The sequence below is a fragment of the Pseudomonas sp. genome, from assembly GCF_049645325.1.
Taxonomy (GTDB): Bacteria; Pseudomonadota; Gammaproteobacteria; order Pseudomonadales; family Pseudomonadaceae; genus Aquipseudomonas.
In genome coordinates, this window is record NZ_JBARTQ010000180.1 from 1 (window position 1) to 3,229 (window position 3,229).

Consider the following 3,229-nt stretch of genomic DNA (forward strand, 5'->3'; position numbering starts at 1 on the left):
CAGCCTTGAAAGTTGTGTAGATACTTATGCTGCGATGAGGCCCTCATTCCACCCGAGTTTCCCCAGTGAACACCAGGGTATGCCGACACCGCCGACACAAATACCGCCTTCCTTGACCCACCAACCCATGACGCTGTGACGAAAACGGGAAGTCGCTGTCGGCACACGGGCAGCGGTAGATGTACCGGGTGACCTGGCGACGCTTGATCTCATAGGTATGACAGCGATCCGGCGGCAGTTCGTAAACCCCGCGCATGATCAGTTGCCATTCCTCGCCATGGGGCTGGATGCGCTCACCAAATAATTGATGGGCAATCAGGTGCGCCACCTCATGGGCCACGGTCTGTTTCAGGAAATGCTGGCTGTTTTCACGGTACAACTGTGGGTTGAAACGCAGCAGGTTCTCGTGCAAATGCGCGACACCGGCCTTCTGGCCCCGCAGCTTGAGGCTGACCTGGGGGCGTTTGAAGCTTCGTTTAAAAAAGGATTCGGCTTGCAGGAAACAATCTTCGACGCGGGTATTGAGTTGCTCGGGCATTCTGTAAATATCTCCAGAGACCCCCAGTATGCCGCAAAGCTGAGTGTTTCCGAATCTGTCAGGCGCCGAATGGTCATGCATAACGCACAAAGCCACCTTGCGGTGGCCTTGCCGACGGTTTGAAGTGGCTCAGTTGGTGTAGATCGGACCCACGCCCAGGCCCCAGACAATCACGGTAAACGCCATGATCGCCACCAGCACCACCAGGCCCACGGCCAGTACCGAGCTGGAAAACAGGAAGCCTTCATCCGGATCAATGCTCATGAAGGTCGGCAGGCCCACATAGAGCAGGTACACCGTGTAACAGATGGCGGCCGTGCCCACGACCATCCCCAGCCACATGTGCGGGTAAAGCGCCGCCAGCCCGCCGATAAACAACGGCGTGGCGGTGTAGGTGGCAAAGGCCACGCAACGCGCCATGCTGGGGCTGGCATCATAAGTGCGCGCCATCCAGTGAATGAACGCGCCCATCACCGCCACGCCGCCGAGCATGGCCGCGTACGACATGATGGTCATCCACAACGCGCTTTCCTGGGTCAGCATGACCGGGGCGCGACTGCCAATGACCCAGCCAACGCGGGTGGTGCCGATAAAGGCGGATACGGCGGGGATCGCCGCGAGAATCAGGGTATGAGTGAGGTACATGTGGCTGATGCTTTCTTCTTTATCGCCACGAATTTCCCGCCATTCCTGGTCGGGATGGGTAAACAGCCCCACGACGTGATGGATCATGCCAGTCACTCCTGTCGTTATTACCATCGCCCCCCATCGGAGCGCCCACGGGCCAAATGGCCTCAAAGGTCCTGGATAGTTGTGCGACCTCACGTCGCAGTATAGGAAGTGATGACCGGAAAAACTGTAGGGCTTTAGAGCAAATCGCGCTGTAAACAGTGGCTGTAATCGCGGCGGGGTCTGTAATGTGGACGCGTGTGGGTGCTGGCTTGCCTGCGATGCAGGCACCTCGGTCCCCCAGTGGCACCCGGTTGATGCTGTCGCAGGCAAACCAGCTCCCACACACGCCAGCGCCTGCATTGGAACGGCGTCGCTCATTGACGAATTTTTGCGTAAAATACCGCGCTTTTCGTCACACACCTGCAGCGGATCCTAGCGCCATGGGCACTCTTACGGTCAACCAGAACAAACTGCAAAAACGCCTGCGTCGCCTGGCCGGTGAAGCGGTCGCCGATTTCAACATGATCGAGCACGGCGACAAGGTCATGGTCTGCCTCTCCGGCGGCAAAGACAGCTACACCCTGCTCGACGTGCTGCTGCACCTGCAAAAGGTCGCGCCGATCACGTTCCAGATCGTGGCCGTGAACATGGACCAGAAACAACCGGGGTTCCCCGAGCACGTACTGCCGGCCTACTTGAAAGCGTTGGGCGTGGAATACCACATCGTCGAAAAAGACACCTACTCCGTCGTCAAGGAGCTGATCCCGGAGGGCAAGACCACCTGCTCACTGTGCTCGCGCCTGCGCCGTGGCACGCTCTACACCTTCGCCGATGAGATCGGCGCGACCAAGATGGCCCTGGGTCATCACCGCGATGACATCGTCGAGACCTTCTTCCTGAACATGTTCTTCAACGGCTCGCTCAAGGCCATGCCACCCAAGCTGCGCGCCGATGACGGGCGCAATGTGGTGATCCGGCCTCTGGCGTATTGCAACGAGAAAGACATCCAGGCCTACTCCGACTTCAAGCAATTCCCGATCATTCCGTGCAACCTGTGTGGCTCCCAGGAAAACCTGCAGCGCCAAGTGGTCAAGGACATGCTGCTGGACTGGGAGCGCAAGACCCCAGGCCGAACCGAAAGCATCTTCCGCAGCCTGCAGAATGTGCAGCCGTCGCAGTTGGCCGACCGCAACCTGTTTGACTTCACCAGCCTGAAAATCGACGAAAGCGCCGCTTCGCGCTTCGTCAATGTAGTGAACCTCTAAGCGATTTCAACGCTCTGACACACGGCGCTTGCGGGCGCCGTTTTCAATTCAATTCCCAGGAGAGGGCATGCGCGATTACAAGTGGCTGCACGAATATTGTCTGAACCGCTTCGGTTCGGCGGCCGAGCTGGAAGCCCATCTGCCTGTACCCAAGACCCCGGCGCAATTGCGCAAGATCAAAGACGATCGCTACCTGTCGACCTTGGCGCTACGCGTGTTCCGTGCCGGGCTCAAGCACAGTGTGGTGGACGCCAAGTGGCCGGCGTTCGAGCAGGTATTCTTCGGCTTCGACCCGGAAAAAGTCGTGCTGATGGGCGCCGAGCACCTGGAGCGTTTGATGCAGGACACGCGGATCATCCGCCACCTGGGCAAGCTCAAGAGCGTGCCGCGCAATGCGCAGATGATCCTCGATATCGAGCAGGAGAAGGGCAGCTTCGGCGCGTTTGTCGCCGACTGGCCGGTGACCGACATCGTCGGGATGTGGAAGTACCTGAGCAAGCACGGCCACCAGTTGGGCGGGCTGTCGGCGCCGCGCTTCTTGCGCATGGTCGGCAAGGACACTTTTGTGCCGAGTTATGACGTGGTGGCGGCGTTGAACGCACAGAAGATCGTCGACAAGGCGCCGACCAGCCTGCGGGATTTGGCGACGGTGCAAGGCGCGTTCAACCAATGGCATGCCGAGAGTGGGCGGCCGATGTGTCAACTGTCGATGATGCTGGCTTACACCGTGAATCATTGAGACTGAGGTGAGGCC

At 59.1% G+C, this 3,229-nt stretch carries 4 protein-coding genes; 2 read left to right on the plus strand and 2 right to left on the minus strand.

What is annotated here, in order from left to right; genetic code table 11:
- Positions 1-43: 43 nt before the first annotated feature.
- On the minus strand, positions 44-538 hold the full coding sequence (locus tag WBB95_RS08040; RefSeq protein ID WP_424487088.1) for a SprT family zinc-dependent metalloprotease: 495 nt from the start codon (positions 536-538) through the stop codon (positions 44-46).
- 129 nt (positions 539-667) lie between these two features.
- A complete protein-coding gene (locus WBB95_RS08045) occupies positions 668-1,270 on the minus strand; it encodes a Yip1 family protein (protein ID WP_424487089.1) in 603 nt (200 codons plus the stop codon).
- A gap of 380 nt (positions 1,271-1,650) precedes the next feature.
- Between WBB95_RS08045 and ttcA the strand changes: the two genes are divergently transcribed.
- Both ttcA and WBB95_RS08055 read left to right on the plus strand, forming a co-directional pair.
- Complete coding sequence (gene ttcA / locus WBB95_RS08050; RefSeq protein WP_424487090.1) at positions 1,651-2,475, plus strand: tRNA 2-thiocytidine(32) synthetase TtcA; 825 nt, start codon at positions 1,651-1,653, stop codon at positions 2,473-2,475.
- 67 nt (positions 2,476-2,542) lie between these two features.
- Positions 2,543-3,214 (plus strand): DNA-3-methyladenine glycosylase I, encoded by a 672-nt coding sequence (locus WBB95_RS08055; protein WP_424487091.1) that lies wholly within the window; start codon positions 2,543-2,545, stop codon positions 3,212-3,214.
- Positions 3,215-3,229: the final 15 nt, after the last annotated feature.

What these genes read in the sequence shown, in the direction of transcription:
- WBB95_RS08055 (WP_424487091.1), top strand. Translation starts at nt 2,543, where the DNA reads ATGCGCGATTACAAGTGGCTGCACGAATATTGTCTGAACCGCTTCGGT.
- WBB95_RS08045 (WP_424487089.1), bottom strand. Translation starts at nt 1,270, where the DNA reads ATGATCCATCACGTCGTGGGGCTGTTTACCCATCCCGACCAGGAATGG.
- ttcA (WP_424487090.1), top strand. Translation starts at nt 1,651, where the DNA reads ATGGGCACTCTTACGGTCAACCAGAACAAACTGCAAAAACGCCTGCGT.
- WBB95_RS08040 (WP_424487088.1), bottom strand. Translation starts at nt 538, where the DNA reads ATGCCCGAGCAACTCAATACCCGCGTCGAAGATTGTTTCCTGCAAGCC.